Origin of the sequence: Spirosoma oryzicola (genome assembly GCF_021233055.1) — a bacterium.
GTDB lineage: Bacteria > Bacteroidota > Bacteroidia > Cytophagales > Spirosomataceae > Spirosoma > Spirosoma oryzicola.
Genome location: NZ_CP089538.1, coordinates 1,203,896 through 1,218,705 on the forward strand (window position 1 = coordinate 1,203,896; position 14,810 = coordinate 1,218,705).

Sequence of the window (14,810 nt, forward strand, 5' to 3'; positions counted from 1 at the left end):
TATGGTTTCTTTCGATAAAAAATGGCTATTGCTAGTTCTGTCTACGATACTACTAGCCTGCAACTCGATGCGGGAAGAGATCGTACCGCAGGCGCTTGCGGGGCAGTCCGATAAATTGGTTGTTGATTGCTTTATTTCTCCGCAGGATACGCTGCTGACCGCTAAAGTAACCCGGTCGCGTCCTGTTTTGGATAACGATGCCACCCGGCGCGTTGAAGTCTCCGACGCTGTTGTAACACTGTCTGACGGTAGTAACTCAGTTAGACTGGTCTATAATTCTCAATTGGCTTTATATGCGGTAAAAGCACAAAAAATGGTGGTTCGGTCAGGTAATACCTACCAATTGACCGTGCGCTACTCCACGGGTCAACAGGTGAGTGCAACCACGACAGTACCCTCAATGATTGCCCTCGATGCAATACAGCTTGATTCGGCCGTAGCGTCAGGACAGGTCAATGGGGAGAAAAAAGAGTATCGTCTTGTGGGAAGCTGGCAAGATCCTGCGAATGCGTATTACCGAGTCAAAGGAACTGTACGCGGTATACCCATCAATGCGCCTTCGAACTCATCCTATGGCAACCCGGAAGCTATGTCGTTCATTATGGCTACTAATTCGCTGGGTTTGCTAGCAAGTCAAAACAAAGCAGGAACCCTATCGGCTTCGGCGTTATTGGATAAAGACAGACTAAGCCGGCAATACCGATCAATGGCGATTAACGTTGACCTGATGCACGTTGACGAAGCTTATTATCAATACCATGTGGCCCTGGATCAGCAACTCAAAGCCGCCAACAACCCTTTCGCCGAACCCGTGATTATACCAACTAATATCCAGAATGGATTAGGCTGTTTTGGCAGTTACAATCAATCGAGAAAGACTGTGACGCTAAAATGAGCGCGACGAATCCTCTAGCATTGATCATCTTTAAGTTACTATAAATTTTAATATTTTAACTAATAGTTATTTATATTGCACAGGTGTTTCAATTGTAGTCAGTGTGACTTAGGTTAGACTACGCTAATTTCTACAACCTGTGAAGCGACTTTTCTTGATCATTTCTTGTCTGTCCGTTAGCTTTCTAACGTCTGCACAGATAGATTCTTTCCCTGTATCTGCTAAGCGACAAACATTTATTGACGCCGAAATCGGAGGTCTGATTGCATCGGGTAGCCGGACGCCTTTCTGGTTACAGGCTAATCAGTTTGGTCTTGTTCCAAAGAGTAGTCCGGCAGGGACGGTACGGGTGGGCATCAGCGAACGCTTTGGCATAAGTAGTATTCATCCAAATCGGTCTATTAGCTACGGTATTCAGGCCGTTGGCAATGCGGCCAGAACGTCAACTGTTTTGTTGCCGCAGGCTTATCTATCGCTTGAGCTGGGACGTTTTAGCTTGTGGGGGGGACGCAGGAAAGAAGTCATCGGTCTAGGCGATTCTACCTTAACATCGGGTTTTTACTCCTGGTCGGGCAATGCGTTGCCGATCACCAAAATACAGGTTGGGACGAACGGATTTACGCCGTTAGGTTTTACAAATGGGTTTGTCTCTATTCATACTTTCTTTGCGCATGGCTGGTTTGCCAATACCGATTCGGTCCAGGGGTCTTATCTTCACCAGAAAGCGTTTTATATACGCATTGGACGCCCCAATTCGCGCGTTCGACTGACGGGTGGCGTATTGCACAACGCTCAGTGGGGGGGACGCTCAGGCTATCTGCCACCCTCGCGTGCCAAGGATGGCAAGATGCCTTCCTCCTTCAAGGATTATCTGTATGTGTTAACGGCCAGTGAAGGCAGTGACTCCAATTCGCAAGAGCTGAGTGATTTTGATCGGGTTAACCGAGTTGGTAATCACTTAGGCTCCATCGATTTTAGCCTCGAAACAACAATAGGAAAGTGGGAGGTAATGGGTTATCATCAGCACCCTTTCGAAGACAAATCGGGCGTAGTTTTTATCAATTTTCCTGATGGCTTATACGGCCTTCGCTTACTACGCCGACCAGCCGAAGCAGGTGGTTTTCAACTACGCCATATCCTGCTCGAATATTTCAACACCATGAGTCAGAGTGGAGCGTACGTTAATACTGGAACGCGCTACGAAGGCCAGGACGACTACTTCAACAACTACCAATACATCGACGGTTGGGTGCAGAACCGACGCGTGATCGGTTCGCCGTTTATAGCCTACCGGTCAGACTTGCGGCCCGAACGGCAGAACGAGCATCCGGAAAAGCGCATTTGGGCTATTGCAAGTAACCGGGTTCAAATGGGGCACGTAGGATTGGCTGGTACCATTGGTCGGGGAGTGCAATGGCAAACTCGTTTATCGATTAGCCAGCATTACGGAACGCATCGTCATCCGTTTGTCCAACCCGTAGCGCAGTTTTCGGGGGCCGCCTGGTTAACCTGGCCGCTCGGCTGGTTAGGCGGTTCAGAATTAAAAACGGCTATTGCACTTGATCAGGGGCAACTTTACGAAAACACCCTGGGGGGGTGGATCAGTGTACGAAAGGTTTTTAAAACAGTGAAGTAAAGTGTTTTTACTGTCTTAGCCCATCCAGCAAGCCTTTGTATGCTAACTTCTTCTTATAAGTCGTGTCGAACGGCATCGGGGCATCGGGGCATTGACAGTCTTTAAGTTGATAGCTGTCTTTATCGCTAAGATTCCAGATCGTAATCCCATACCGCTGTTTTTTAGGAACAACATCTTTATAAATCTCAACTATCGATTCATACTTCTGCTCTTGGTCTTCCAGCATATCCTCTGTAATTGCAAGATTTTTAATCTTTTTTGTATTCAGACGAATATCCAGTTCGGAAATATGAACAAGCAATCCAACTGAAGTCATCACAGCGAGGCCTCGTCTGTACTGACTGTCAGAATGGTAGATAGATATATGGGATTGTAGACCAACACCATGTATCGGAATCTTTCTTTTTTTCAAATTCATCAGCATGGCTTTGATTGCCAATGCTTTTTTTAGATTGATCTCCTGACCGTAGTCATTATAGAATAGTAGTGCATTGGGATCTGCCTCGTGCGCGTATTGATAGCAACGAGCGACGTAATCTGGACCTAAATGCGCTGACCAGATCGATTTACGCAATGAACCATCATCATCAATGACTTCGTTGGCAACATCCCATGACTTAACTTGTCCTTTATAATGACCTATAACGGTTTGAATATGGCTCTTTAATAAATTCTCCCAGGCTATCGAATCCCCCTGAAATGCCTCAACCCATTTTGGTACACTTCGGTGCCAGACAAGCGTATGTCCATGCATACGTTTGCCGGTTGTACGGGCAAAATCAACGATAGAATCACCTCCTGACCAATCGTATTGATTCGGCGCTACGAGAAGCCGATTCATTTTTAACGCATTTTCCGACGTTATGCTGTTGAATTCCCGATTAACCGTACTTCGGTATTGCTTATTGCTGGTCAGCAGTCTGGCATCTACTGAAACACCTAAGGGGAATGGCGCGGCCTGTTTTAACGTTACGCTGTCTTGATTCAGTTTAGTGTTGTCAGTAGTAACACTACTATTTGTCAGGTGCCAGAACAGCGCTGATATTAACAAAAAAAACAGGTAACGCATGTGCATCTACGTTTTTGATCGATAAAACTACTACACAGTATTTCTAAGCGCTGCAAACTGCTGACCTCTAATCTGCCGAACGCGTCTGAGAAAAACAAAATTGCCGATTACGTAGCGCGTAAATAGTCTACGGGGCTCCAATAAAAGCCGAAAGGCCCACTCGCCACCAACCTGCCGGACCCAGTTCGGGGCTCTCACTACTTTGTTTCCCCAATAATCGATAATGGCTCCACCATTAACAATAACGCAGGGAAAATCGAGCTGTTCTTTGAGGTAGATTGATAGCTGCTCCTGCTTAGGCATCCCCATACCCAGAACAACCACATCAGGTCTGGCTTGCTGGATAAGGGGTAAGTAGTTTGCTATAGCATGAAAACCATGAGCGGTTAAAACAACATTGCTACCTTTTTGCGTCAAAAAATCGGAGGCTTGCTGAAGGTAAGGCTCTTCCGTACCAATTAAGGCAATGCGTTTATTTTTAGCGAGGGTGAGCAGTTGAGGAATAGTATCGGTCCCGCACATATTAACTCCTGGCTTCCGACCAATCGACTTGTACAGTATTTCAATTCCTTTGCCGTCTCGCAACAACCAATCGGATTTTAACAAAGCCTCTGCAAACTGATCGTTTCGATAACAGATATTAAAAGCGTGGGCATTGATAAAAGAGATAATGGTACAGTTCCGACTAGCAAGTGCGCTCTTGAATAGTCGATCAGCTGTTGCCTTATTCTCGATGAGGCTAACCTTATTGATTAAGGCCTGAGCAAGCTGTTTGGGAACAATGGAATAAGCGTTTTCCATAAATAAGTTAAACAATGGAATTGTAAAACGTAAGTCAAATAAGTACGGTGGGTTTAATTCGTTGCACAAAAAGGGTGTGTAAGTCAACTACCACTATGCTGTTATCGTATACTGAGCAGCGTTTAGCCGTGATTTAGCTAAGCTGTGGCTGTTGCATTCGCTCCGTAGCCATTTGTACAACCCAGTCGATCTGTTCATCAATAGTTGTGTAGGACGTATCGAGTAAAAGAGCGTCATCAGCTTGGCGTAAAGGGCTTACTGTGCGAGTCGTATCGTCATGATCACGCTTTTTAATATTGTCTAGAATCTCTTCTAGAGCGACAGCCTGCCCTTTATCGACCAGCTCAACCTGCCGGCGTTGGGCACGGATAAGCGCATCCGCCGTCATAAATACCTTGAGTTCAGCGTCGGGAAAAACTTGGGTCCCAATATCACGGCCGTCCATAACGATACCGCGCTGTTGACCCATCTGATGCTGTAATCGAACAAGGGTACGTCGTACTTCAGGAAGAGCACTAACCTTGCTTACCGAACTAGCGACATACAACATCCGAATTTCATCTTCCACGTTCACACCGTTCAGATACGTTTCATTCCGTCTCGTGATCACATTAAATTTAAATGAAATCGAAATTTGAGCCAGCGCATCCTGGACCGCGTGGGAATCGGTAAAGGGGATGTTATGTTGAAGCAAAAAAAGCGTAACGCTACGATACATAGCCCCCGTATCAATATAGGTGTACCCCAGACGGGCTGCAACTTGCTTTGCGGTTGTACTTTTTCCACAACCTGAATAACCATCAACGGCAATAATTAACTTAGGACAGTCGAACGTTGTGTTTTCTCCGGAAGAAATTAGCTGATCAGGTTGTAAAAGTTGCATCGGAATGATTTTATTAGTTTGTTATAAATAATTAGAGAATTTCCCTTTCTTAAAAATAGTACACTTGCCACCTACTGTCGCATCGATAATTTCGCGTCCATTCTGCTGATAAAAATCGCGGGCAAGTGCGTAAGAATATTCGGATTTATCTAAATCAGGTAATTTCCATTTAATTCCTTTTGGGAAATAATTGGGATCAAAATGGCTTTCATCTTTCTCGTAATTACGTACTTCCACCTTAGTCGCTAGTCCTTTTTCTTTGAAACTATGGTCCATGCCAATAATAACTACTTCTTTAAAACCCATATAGTAGGCTAGCTGTAGACAGGCATAGGTTACTGTTCCGCCAAAATGAGTGGGTTCAAGAATATTATCTTGAAAAAAAGGATTAAATGAGTAAGCTTCTTTCAGAAAGTGCGCTTTCGGGAATTGTTTGTAAAAGCGCCAGTTAAAGAAGGTCTCACACGAAAGATTATTGAAGTCTTCTTTAAATTGCTCAAGAACTAGTTCTTCAACGCAAGTCAAGAAAGTAGGGGTGAATCCGAGCTTGTCAAAGTAAATATAGAACCGGTTCATGCACATAGTATACTTATCTTTCAAAACCGAAAGATCCATGTCTTTAATACTTGGCCCATTCGCGATTAGAAAAAGCCGTTCTCCTGCGTAGCGATTATGAATTTGCTGAAGATAATCCCTATTTCGCTTTCCCTGATTAGAGTTATACCACGCCTGTGTAAACGGAACTTCTTTTAAACGACGTTCCACTGCTGGTAAGATACGGGACGGGGTAAATCTGGTTAGATCGATCATGATTACATTAAGTGTAATATTTTAATTTTGAATGTTGTTGAAAGCTAATTAATAGTAGTTACGAGTGTTGAATACGCAGTACTAAGTGGGTTTGTTCTAACAGGTTTGTAATTTGTTTGAGATAAAGTAGTTTTATGAGAATTACTAACCATTTCTGTAAAAAGAAATAAAAAGAATAGTATAAAATAGTTTGGCGAGTAGAAACCAATTAATGTTTCAGTTATTCCTGCAAAGAGATTAAAGCTAATAAAGCCAAAAGTTAGTAGACTAGTTTTTGTATTTATATTCCAAAATTTGGATATTCGTTTAGATGTATTATAGATTACTAAGCTATAAATAATTAACCCTAAGTATCCATAATCAAACAAGATTGTGAATAAAGTATTGTGAGAGGTTTTTAGATCACCATCAATCCAAGTTGAGAATATGTCGGCCCACTCTAAAGATACCCCTGATCCATAATGGCCAAAATACCCATAGCCGACTAAATGAATAGGTTTAATATTAAAAAACTCTGTTAAACATATGGACCATATAAGAAATCTTGAGTTACCAGTTGCTAGTTCTTCACTGTTTCTTGTTATCATATCAATAAATGGTAAATATGCTAACAGAGGTACGAAAAGATATAGAAACAGTGGTCCAAGTATTACCAGGTAAAATAAACGAGGTGTAATCTTTACAAGAAAATTTGAATTTTTTGATAACTTTAGAAAAAAACAAATCAATATAGGAAAGTATATTGCTACTCTTGAGTCTATTAGAAGTAAAGTGGATAATGATGTCACGCTACTGAAAAAAGACAGCAACTTATACTTTTTATCTTGTATAATAATTAATAATATTAAACTAATACTGAATATTGCTCCAATTATTACCGCGTAGTTATTCAAGCCGGTTGATAGTGGAAATTGTACTCTGTTTATCGTTAAACCTAAGTAGGATAGAAGTACGGCCTCCTTATTTACCACTTCTTCCGTCATTACGCTTTCCTTTAAAGTGACGCCGGATATCCACAGTGCAAAATTAACTAAGAAGTAAATAGTGTATGGAATGAGTATAAAATTGGCAACTATATCAATAACAGAAAACCCACGTTTATATACGTAATATCGAATGGCAAGTAGTAAAGCACTAAATAATAACAGGGTACTGATAGTTCGGCTAATGGTAAAACCTATCGTCTGGTCAGGATAGTTAGAACGAAAATTACCAATTAATATCATTACTAATAAGAAGAGTAATGATTTATTTTGTCCTATTAGAGCAAGGATAGTATTAATGTTGCTTTTTAAAGCATAATAATATAAGCATAACGCTGACAAAGCAATCGGTACAGTTTTAATGACAGAGGAATCAGAATAGGAATTTATTTGCAGTAAAGCAATAACGATTGTTAGAATAACGAGAGCCATTTTGATAAAATAATTTATAAGTTGATGAACTTATCTAAACTAATACGTTCAAATACCTCTAAGCTACCTCCGTCTGTACAGTTATAAAGTTGACGGCCGTAATTCTTGTAAATTTGATTGGCAAGATCGTAGTGATATTCTGAGCCTAGAAGATCTGGTAAGTCCCATTTAACTCCATCAGCAAAATATTTTGGATGAAAGTGGTTAGGATCAGATTCCCCTGCTTTTACAGTTTTATTTGACGGGCCTTTTGTTTCAAAATAATGATCACACCCAATGAGAGCTACTTTTTGAAAGCCCATATGAAAAGCTAGTTGCATAGCAGTGTAAGTAACAGTATGGCCTTGAAATAGAGAAACAGAGCAGTCACGAGCAAACTTCCTTGGAACAGCACAATATTTTATAAAAGCAACATTTTTTCTTAAATCAATAAGATTTGCTTTATCAGCATTCAAAAACAGTTGTATATCAGTAGAATTGAAAAAATCTCTATTTTGTTCGATGACATAATAGTTTGATGCTATAAAGCAGTTGGGGCGGAAACGAATTTCATCAAACAAAAGATTTAATTTGTTCAAACCGAAAAAATACACGTCACTGTCGATATATTTATCAAGGTCTACTTTTCGGAGTGATGGACCATTACAAATTATAACCGCTTTCTTGTCAGTATATTGGTTATGTAATTTTTTTAATCTAGCACGAGACACCCATGATCGGTAGTCTAGATCCCATTTAATACGTTTAGCTATTAAAGAAGTCGCTAAACGGTAAGGATTAACTGTATTCTCAGGTTCGTAGTTAAAAAGTTTCTCCATTACTGTAATGTTTTGCTTTTAAAGAATAAAACGGTTTTAGAAATACGTAAGTTAATGTAAATGGCATTGAGTAGACAAACAAGTTAAATGCCATTTTCAAACTTTTTCTTTTCAATAACCTAATTGACCAGTGGAAAGTAGGTGTTCCTATGGTATAATAGCGAGAAAATAAACGTCTTTTACCGCCAGGGTAAATTGACCTGTATTCAGATTTAATTAGTTCCTTTATGCCATGCACAACTTTAGTGTATTCTTTTACACTATTAGAATCGTGAACGCGGTATAAAATACAATGAGGGTTAGTAATCAATGCGAACCCAGCCGTGGTGCCTAAACGTAACATAAGGTCATGATCTTCCGCATGAGCTGTCTTGTTAGATCTTGCTTTAAATCCACCAACTTTTTTAAATTCTTTTTTACTTACTATTATATTACTAGCGCCAAACTCTAATACAATATCCTTAGATAGGTAATCTTTATAGTTGATGTATTGATAACTATTTTGCTCAATTTCTTTATATTGATCATTTGTTATAATTTCTGTATTTAGTCTTTTGGATATGATAATATTGATATTGTTTTTAGTAATACAATCGTGGTAAAAGTTTAGTGCATAAGGCATTAAGGAATCATCCGAATCTAGGAAAACAATAAATTGACCTTGAGATTTATCTACGCCAAAGTTTCTTGCAAGACCTGCTCCACAATTTTCTATATAATAGTACTTAACAGTTACATTGTCAATGTATTCCGTTGGAATTTGATTAATAACTTTTTCTGGGGATCCATCATCAATAATAATAACTTCATAATCCTTATATGATTGATTACGACAGCTCTGTAAAGCTTCAAGTAAAAAGTCTTTACGTTTGTAGATTGGTATTATAATAGAGAAGAATGGCATGTTACAGTTGAATTATATTTATTAAATATACAATGGTGAACAACAGTAAGGGCAAACCACTGGTGCTCTTTTCAAATTTCCAAAAGCTAACGTCGATGGATTTGTATGAGTAATATGCTGCGTACCAAGCGTAAAAACCCAGATATCCAGATAACATCCCAATCGGTATCGCGTAAAGCTGTAATTTGTCAATTAAAAGGAGTGAGGTCGCTATAAAGATCAAACCAGAAACTCCATCAGCAACATGTGCAATAATATGATTAGTTGTTAAATAGAGTTGCATATGCATAGCGCCATAGCGATGAACAAAATAAGCCAGGGATAGTAGTAGCCATAAATCGTTTGATACAAACTTTATATCACTATTGATATAGCCTAGTAAATGGTTTGAAGTAATGCTTACAGTAACAATGCCTACTACAAAAACAGTATGAGATAAGAACATTCCGTGTTGTGCCTTTTGGATTAATTGCTTCATATCTCCTTGCACACGTAAACGAGCATACAATGGTATTTTGCTGTAAAAGGGAGCCATTGATATCTCTCTAATTTGTGCTATAATACGTAGAGCCAGTAAGTAGGAGGCAACACTTTCGCTGTTGCCAATTTGAGCATATAATACACTGCTTAAATTGTTTAATCCATTTGACATGAAACCAGATATTCCACTTCGCCAGGCAGCAGGCCATATTTTTCTGAATAATTGACGATCAAAAGAATAGCCGATTTCGATAGTTTTAAATTTGTTGTTTTCTACAGTTCTACTTAGAAAATAATTGCGTATGACTGATAAAGCAACCCAAAGCTGATTAATAAATACTAGTAGGAGTAAACTGTCACTTACATAAAGACCAATAATAGATGAGCTAATAGCAGCGGTTGATGTGAGCGCTTCCCAACGTCTTACAAGCGCAATTTTATTGAGGCCCTCTAGGTAATTTGAATAGATAGAACCGTAAAATCTATAAGCAGAAGCGATAATTATTATTCCCCAAGCTAGCCAAGCCGATTGTGCATCTTTTACAAATGAGATAGGTCGTACCATCGACCAGCTTCCCAAACTTCCCATTACAATGATTACCAAAACGGTTAGCCATCCATACAGATAAGCCATGTTTGCATAAATCTTACCAACCAAGTTCCAGTTGGGACTGTCTGATTTTCTAGCAATTACCTTTGCCGACACAACTTGGGTTATTTCTTCTATGCCGCCCATCGCGTACGAAATCAACCGGATGAACGTATTTCTGAAGCCCATGTCCAATAAACTTTGGAGAGCTATTATCGTAGAGAACAGGTACCACAAGGCAACTTCTCCATCATCAAAACGCTTCAATATCAGTGGTAGAACAACAAATAAGCTTAGCGCTCGTGTTGCGTAACTCATCCACGAAGTTATCGTGGGCGAATTCCAAAGCTTATCTACAATAGTTTTCACCTGCATGACTTTATCTCTGAATTGTCCGATGGAGAGCGGGCGAAGACGATTCTTTCGCCCGCTTTCAGTTGTTTAGCGCAAATAGGAATTGTTACAAATCTTTTAACACTGAGCTGATTCCGCCGTCTAGGGTCAGGTTAGCGCCATGGATGAAGCCGGAGCTCTCGGAGGCTAAGAACAAAGCCATTTTTGCTACATCGTTCGGGCAGCCGATGCGCTGTACGGGGTGAATTCTACGTAGCTCGTCCAATGCGCTTTGGTTGCCGTCGAAGCCAGCTAATAGCATATCGGTTTCGATGGCTGCCGGACTAATCGCGTTGACACGAACTCGCCCTTCCAGATCTACGGCTAACGCTCTGGTCAAGCCGATGAGCGCACTTTTGGAGGTAGCGTAGCTAATGAATCGACGTTTGGTAAGCTGCTGGTGAATGCTACCGATGTTGATGATGCATCCGTTCACTTCTTCAAGCTGATCAAGGAAATGCTGGCTCAGTAACAGCGGACCCGTCAGGTTTACGGACATTGTGTGGTTCCAGTCGCTCAGCTTCAGGTCGTCTAGTCCGTCGAGCAGTTGTACAGCGGCATTGTTAACCAGTACATGAAGTTCTGGAATCAGCGCGTAAAATTTGAGCTTCCACTCTGAGCGGTACGCATCGTCGGTACTAAACCGGTGGAGGTCAAACTGAATCAGCTGGTCGGCCTGGTGATCGTCGGTATCACGAATATCCAGACCATACACGTAGTAACCATTTTCGCGGAACGATTGGGCGAGCGCACTACCGATACCACCCAATACCCCTGTGATTAGCGCCTTTTTCATAAATTATGCAACCGGTTCGGCGATTTCTAAAAATTCAAACATTGACTTGATTGCCTGATGGCTGGCGCGTTGAACACCCTGAATCGTATTGGAGCCGTTGTGCGTACCAAAGATGCAGCGGTCAAACTGGCGAAGCTCTGAATCAATTGGAAGGGGTTCGTTTTCGAATACGTCTAAACCAGCGGAATGTACTTTGCCGGATTTAAGTGCGTCGATCAGGGCAGCTTCGTCAATGATTGGACCACGCGATACGTTGACAATCCGTACGCCGTCCTTCATGCGCTGAATACTTTCTGCATTGATTAAGTGCTTTGTTGCTGGCGTCAACGCGCAGGTGGTCACGACGAAATCGGCTTTCTCTAGTTCTTGCGGAAAATCAAGAAAGTTGTAGTTTGCCTCATCTGACTCAGACTTTTTGGCGAAAGGATCATACACATTAATGTGCATGTCGAAGGCTTTCAGGAACCGGGCTGTCGCTTTGCCAATGTCGCCGAAGCCAACCAGTGCTACCGTGTGACCGGCAAGAGACATCCCTGCTGGCTTAACCCAGTTGCCCGCCCGAACTTCACGATCAATGTAGTAGGTTTGTCGAGCCAGGCCCAGCACGTACGATACGGCGATGGTGGCCACTTCGGCTCCAAACATCATCGGCGTGTTTACGATTGGAATATCCAGTTCTTTGCACGCTTTGAAATCAACGTTGTCGACGCCAATGCCCCACTTGACAGCGGCTTTTAGCTTTCCAGCCTTGCCCGCCCGGAACACCCGTTCGGTCGCCTGATCATCACCGATAATCCAGCCATCAACGGTTGGTACCAGATCAATCAGTTCTTCTTCGGACAACGTTTGAACAACTTTCGGAGCAATTACTTCGATGCCTGCTTCTTCGAAGATGGGAAGAAATTCCGCCAACTGGCCAAGCATCGGTGGGCACGTAATTAAAACTTTCATAGGGCTAGTTCAGGATAAAGTTCAGTAAAGAGGAATTCGGCTACTTTAAAATTCAGTTCAACGTCGATGTCCTGCGCTTCGATTTCGGGAATATCGTGCATGAACGGCCGGTCACCGATACGGTTATGCTTCTGAACAAGTGTCTCTTTTTTGAACAGATACATGCAGGAGTTTTCCATGTAGAGCGGTGGTAGATCCTGAGTCCGAAGTAGGATCGCTGGATTATGGTTGACTGCCCGAACTAACTGATCCCACAACCGCACCTGCATGCGCGTAACACCAAAGAGCGTGTCGTAAATGGGGTAATTTTTTAGAAACTGCTGAATTCCTTTTTCAATCGTTTCGGCCGACAGTAGTGGGTTTGTGCTATGGGTCTGTAAATAAAAATCCGCCGGAATCTGCTCACAGGTATTGAGCAGGACATTGTTCATCGGAATAGCCCCGTCGCGCAGATGTTCGGGCCGTTCTAGAACGGTTACAGTCGGGTAATAGATCTCCGTCTGTTCGATGACCGTTGGGCTATCCGTGTCAATCACCACCTGGGTAACCGAAGGACACTCGAGCAGGGTATCAATAATGCGATGAAAAAGGGGTTTGCCCGCGAAATCTCGGTAGTTTTTTCCAGGAACGCGCTCGCTGGAATGACGCATGGGCACAATAGCAGCAACGGAGTATGACATAAGCTTTCTATTCGTTTACGATTTTAGCTAGTTAATTCTGATACAATACGGCCCGGCAAGGAACGCCTTCGAGGCCCTGAACTTTCAAGGGTAAACACACCAGCTGGTAGGTTCCCGGCTCTACATTACCCAGGTAAATACCTTCTAGAATGACAACCTGGTTGCGCAAAAGAATCTGGTGCGTCGCAGGTGAGTCGGCGTAGCGCTGGATTGATAAATAATCGATACCGATGACCTCGACCTGATTATCTACCAGCCATTCGGCTGCATCGGCCGCCAGTGCTGTAAACGATTGCTGAAACGGCTTCTCGTACCACTGTGTGCGTGAATTGTCGGTACGAAGCAACAACCGATTCGGTACATCGTGTCCTACGTAGCGTTCCAGCAACTCGCGCGTGATCGTGTCCGTATTTGGAATCGATACGACCCGGCAGGAGCCAACCAGCGTAGTCAAGGAGAGCGATGTCGTATCCGCCCCGTCGGCGACGAAGTGCAAAGGAGCATCCAGGTGCGTTCCTGTGTGTACGTCCATGTCCAGTCGGCTCACGTTAGCGTCCGAATCGGGTCCAATCGTCTGAAGGGATTGAACCTGCACACCCATGCTGCCCGGCCAGGTAGGAAGGGTAGGGCCTAAGGTGACCGAGATATCGATTGGCGCTTGGCTATTCATACGCTATTTGTTTCATAAGCGGCTGAACGGCGTGTTCCACTTTCTCGCGCCGGAAGAATTCGTTCGGATAGTAGAACCGTTGGCGGAGCGTACGATCAAGCGTTCCTACGAAGCGGTAGCCCTGGTAAGTACCCCAGAATTGAAGCACCCGAAACATGGGTATGTCAAACACGTTGGCCAGAAAGGCTCCTGTTTGCATCGCAGCGCTGTAATCACTCAGAATATTAGTGACGGCCAGGTAAACGAAGTGCCAACTGTTGAACGTAGCGTGTGGCTTAAGCCGTTTAAACGCAATGGCTTCCCGGTAATACCGATTGTAGATCTTGCGGGGTGTTTCTTCGTGCACGTGAACGATAACCGCATCGGCCTGGTAGGCAATTTTGTAACCCTGCTGCTGTATAGCGCCCGCCCAGTGAAGATCTTCTAGCCCCGTTAGTGACTCATCGTAGGTCATCTGTTCCCAAAGCGAGCGACGAATGGCCGTGTTGGCATTGTTGCAGAAGGGAATAGACTGGTTGCTGTTCGAAACGTCCGGGAACCACTTGGCAAACAGCTGTTGCTCCGAGAATTTGCTTAGGTGATTGCCAATCTGCCGACCGTACGTCAAGGCCACTTTAGAATCTTCTAATGGGGCCAGCATCCGGTCAATCCAGTTGGTGTAAACGGGATACACGTGGGCACTGGCAAAGAGCAGAATATCGCCGGACGCATACTGACATCCCAGATTGAGCGCTCGTCCGAAGGAAAACTCTTCGGGCCGGATTTTTATGACCTGCGCTCCTCTGCTTTCGGCAATCTGAACAGTATTATCGGTTGAGCCTGAGTCTACTAGAATTATCTCAATGGTGTGCTGACTCTCCTGACGAGCAATGCCATCAAGTAGCTTACCGATGTGTTTTTCTTCATTAAAGGCACGTATAATGATACTGCACTTCATAAGTACAAGCTTTTGTGTTCTTAAATCGTTTTCTGAAGCTCAATAGCAAATCGTTGAGGCAATGCAGACTGTATTGTTCGAAG

Annotated in this window: 15 protein-coding genes; 2 read left to right on the plus strand and 13 right to left on the minus strand. The window is 42.8% G+C overall.

All coding sequences use genetic code 11. The features are described from left to right. Position 1: 1 nt before the first annotated feature. Both LQ777_RS04840 and LQ777_RS04845 read left to right on the plus strand, forming a co-directional pair. Positions 2-895, plus strand: coding sequence for a DUF4249 domain-containing protein (locus tag LQ777_RS04840; protein WP_232561392.1), 894 nt, complete (start codon positions 2-4; stop codon positions 893-895). Between the two features lie 139 nt (positions 896-1,034). Then, complete coding sequence (locus LQ777_RS04845; protein ID WP_232561393.1) at positions 1,035-2,531, plus strand: capsule assembly Wzi family protein; 1,497 nt, start codon at positions 1,035-1,037, stop codon at positions 2,529-2,531. Positions 2,532-2,538: 7 nt separating this feature from the next. Here LQ777_RS04845 and LQ777_RS04850 read toward each other — a convergent pair whose 3' ends face one another. From LQ777_RS04850 to LQ777_RS04910, 13 genes are all read right to left on the minus strand, one after another. Beyond that, entirely contained in the window at positions 2,539-3,600 is a 1,062-nt protein-coding gene (locus tag LQ777_RS04850; protein WP_232561394.1) for an endo-1,4-beta-xylanase, read from the minus strand. A gap of 30 nt (positions 3,601-3,630) precedes the next feature. Beyond that, a complete protein-coding gene (locus tag LQ777_RS04855; protein ID WP_232561395.1) occupies positions 3,631-4,401 on the minus strand; it encodes a WecB/TagA/CpsF family glycosyltransferase in 771 nt (256 codons plus the stop codon). A 133-nt stretch (positions 4,402-4,534) separates the two neighbouring features. Continuing rightward, a complete protein-coding gene (cmk, locus tag LQ777_RS04860) occupies positions 4,535-5,284 on the minus strand; it encodes a (d)CMP kinase (protein ID WP_232561396.1) in 750 nt (249 codons plus the stop codon). 21 nt (positions 5,285-5,305) lie between these two features. Next, a complete protein-coding gene (locus LQ777_RS04865; protein ID WP_232561397.1) occupies positions 5,306-6,094 on the minus strand; it encodes a 6-hydroxymethylpterin diphosphokinase MptE-like protein in 789 nt (262 codons plus the stop codon). A 44-nt stretch (positions 6,095-6,138) separates the two neighbouring features. Next, positions 6,139-7,509, minus strand: coding sequence for an O-antigen ligase family protein (locus LQ777_RS04870; protein WP_232561398.1), 1,371 nt, complete (start codon positions 7,507-7,509; stop codon positions 6,139-6,141). 14 nt (positions 7,510-7,523) lie between these two features. Next, complete coding sequence (locus LQ777_RS04875) at positions 7,524-8,327, minus strand: 6-hydroxymethylpterin diphosphokinase MptE-like protein (protein WP_232561399.1); 804 nt, start codon at positions 8,325-8,327, stop codon at positions 7,524-7,526. Continuing rightward, positions 8,311-9,231: a glycosyltransferase family 2 protein gene (locus LQ777_RS04880; RefSeq protein ID WP_232561400.1), complete on the minus strand. Its 921-nt coding sequence runs from the start codon at positions 9,229-9,231 to the stop codon at positions 8,311-8,313. The genes LQ777_RS04875 and LQ777_RS04880 overlap by 17 nt, the downstream gene beginning before the upstream one ends. 1 nt (position 9,232) lies before the next feature. Beyond that, on the minus strand, positions 9,233-10,447 hold the full coding sequence (locus LQ777_RS04885) for a hypothetical protein (protein ID WP_232561401.1): 1,215 nt from the start codon (positions 10,445-10,447) through the stop codon (positions 9,233-9,235). Positions 10,448-10,760: 313 nt separating this feature from the next. Then, positions 10,761-11,489, minus strand: a complete 729-nt coding sequence (locus tag LQ777_RS04890) for an SDR family NAD(P)-dependent oxidoreductase (protein WP_232561402.1) — start codon at positions 11,487-11,489, stop codon at positions 10,761-10,763. A 3-nt stretch (positions 11,490-11,492) separates the two neighbouring features. Beyond that, positions 11,493-12,440 carry a phosphoglycerate dehydrogenase gene (locus LQ777_RS04895; RefSeq protein WP_232561403.1) on the minus strand — a complete coding sequence of 316 codons (948 nt, stop codon included), beginning with the start codon at positions 12,438-12,440 and terminating at the stop codon, positions 11,493-11,495. After that, positions 12,437-13,120 (minus strand): acylneuraminate cytidylyltransferase family protein, encoded by a 684-nt coding sequence (locus LQ777_RS04900; RefSeq protein ID WP_232561404.1) that lies wholly within the window; start codon positions 13,118-13,120, stop codon positions 12,437-12,439. Before LQ777_RS04900 ends, LQ777_RS04895 begins: the two co-directional genes overlap by 4 nt. A gap of 31 nt (positions 13,121-13,151) precedes the next feature. After that, positions 13,152-13,790 carry a cyclase family protein gene (locus LQ777_RS04905; protein WP_232561405.1) on the minus strand — a complete coding sequence of 213 codons (639 nt, stop codon included), beginning with the start codon at positions 13,788-13,790 and terminating at the stop codon, positions 13,152-13,154. Further along, a complete protein-coding gene (locus LQ777_RS04910; protein WP_232561406.1) occupies positions 13,783-14,727 on the minus strand; it encodes a glycosyltransferase family 2 protein in 945 nt (314 codons plus the stop codon). The genes LQ777_RS04905 and LQ777_RS04910 overlap by 8 nt, the downstream gene beginning before the upstream one ends. Between the last annotated feature and the right edge of the window lie 83 nt (positions 14,728-14,810).

Coding starts and splice junctions, on each gene's coding strand:
- LQ777_RS04885 (WP_232561401.1), bottom strand. CDS start 10,447: ATGGGCGGCATAGAAGAAATAACCCAAGTTGTGTCGGCAAAGGTAATT.
- LQ777_RS04870 (WP_232561398.1), bottom strand. CDS start 7,509: ATGGCTCTCGTTATTCTAACAATCGTTATTGCTTTACTGCAAATAAAT.
- LQ777_RS04900 (WP_232561404.1), bottom strand. CDS start 13,120: ATGTCATACTCCGTTGCTGCTATTGTGCCCATGCGTCATTCCAGCGAG.
- LQ777_RS04890 (WP_232561402.1), bottom strand. CDS start 11,489: ATGAAAAAGGCGCTAATCACAGGGGTATTGGGTGGTATCGGTAGTGCG.
- cmk (WP_232561396.1), bottom strand. CDS start 5,284: ATGCAACTTTTACAACCTGATCAGCTAATTTCTTCCGGAGAAAACACA.
- LQ777_RS04855 (WP_232561395.1), bottom strand. CDS start 4,401: ATGGAAAACGCTTATTCCATTGTTCCCAAACAGCTTGCTCAGGCCTTA.
- LQ777_RS04865 (WP_232561397.1), bottom strand. CDS start 6,094: ATGATCGATCTAACCAGATTTACCCCGTCCCGTATCTTACCAGCAGTG.
- LQ777_RS04905 (WP_232561405.1), bottom strand. CDS start 13,790: ATGAATAGCCAAGCGCCAATCGATATCTCGGTCACCTTAGGCCCTACC.
- LQ777_RS04880 (WP_232561400.1), bottom strand. CDS start 9,231: ATGCCATTCTTCTCTATTATAATACCAATCTACAAACGTAAAGACTTT.
- LQ777_RS04840 (WP_232561392.1), top strand. CDS start 2: ATGGTTTCTTTCGATAAAAAATGGCTATTGCTAGTTCTGTCTACGATA.
- LQ777_RS04850 (WP_232561394.1), bottom strand. CDS start 3,600: ATGCGTTACCTGTTTTTTTTGTTAATATCAGCGCTGTTCTGGCACCTG.
- LQ777_RS04910 (WP_232561406.1), bottom strand. CDS start 14,727: ATGAAGTGCAGTATCATTATACGTGCCTTTAATGAAGAAAAACACATC.
- LQ777_RS04895 (WP_232561403.1), bottom strand. CDS start 12,440: ATGAAAGTTTTAATTACGTGCCCACCGATGCTTGGCCAGTTGGCGGAA.
- LQ777_RS04875 (WP_232561399.1), bottom strand. CDS start 8,327: ATGGAGAAACTTTTTAACTACGAACCTGAGAATACAGTTAATCCTTAC.